The organism is Rhodomicrobium udaipurense JA643 (assembly GCF_000636015.1).
Taxonomy (GTDB): domain Bacteria; phylum Pseudomonadota; class Alphaproteobacteria; order Rhizobiales; family Rhodomicrobiaceae; genus Rhodomicrobium; species Rhodomicrobium udaipurense.
On the sequence record NZ_JFZJ01000243.1, the window covers coordinates 1 to 728 of the forward strand.

The following is a 728-nucleotide window of genomic DNA, read 5'->3' on the forward strand; positions in this document are numbered from 1 at the left end:
GCCGCAGCCCCTATGCACGGCTGCTCGAAACGCGCGCGCGTTTCGTCGGCAAAGCATGCGCGCGGGGCCGGCTTTATAATCTCGGGCGGTTTCCGGGCGCAGTGTTCGACGAGGCGGCGCGGACCCGCGTTTTCGGCGAGGTGTTCCAGCTGAACGGCCCGGCGGTGCTTGCGGCACTCGACGCCTATGAGGGCTGCGGCGGCGTCGGCACCAAGCCCGACCTGTTCTACCGCACGGCGATCGAGGTGCAGCTTCATCGCGGCGGCGCGCTGGCGGTGTGGGTTTACCCCTACGCGGGCAAGGTCGATTCCCGCCCGCTCGTCGCGTCGGGCCGCTTCCCGCTGTAACGCAAGCGTGCGTTTTTGCGACAGACGGCGCGGGTTGGCGCGAGACGCGCGGGCATGATAGACCAGCCATCAACCTTTCCACGCAAATCAGCAGAGACCGGCCATGACAGAAGACGTCTCCCCGTCCGCCACGCGCACCGAAACCGACACCTTCGGCCCCATCGATGTGCCCGCCAACCACTATTGGGGCGCGCAGACACAGCGCAGCCTCGGCAATTTCAAGATCGGCGGCGAGCGCATGCCCATTCCGCTGGTGCACGCGCTCGGCATCGTGAAGAAGGCGGCGGCGAAGACGAACCTCGCGCTCGGCAATCTGGAGCAGCCCCTGCATGACGCGATCGTCGCGGCGGCGGAAGAGGTGATCGCGGGCAAGCTCGATGC

2 protein-coding genes are annotated in these 728 nt (G+C 67.4%); both read left to right on the forward strand.

Going from position 1 to position 728, the window contains the following annotated elements; translation table 11 throughout:
• Nucleotides 1-347 (forward strand): gamma-glutamylcyclotransferase family protein (locus tag T281_RS17160; RefSeq protein WP_037242589.1); only part of this gene is annotated, 347 nt, incomplete at its 5' end.
• 103 nt (nucleotides 348-450) lie between these two features.
• Nucleotides 451-728: lyase family protein (locus tag T281_RS17165; protein ID WP_037242592.1), on the forward strand; the 278-nt coding region annotated here is incomplete at its 3' end.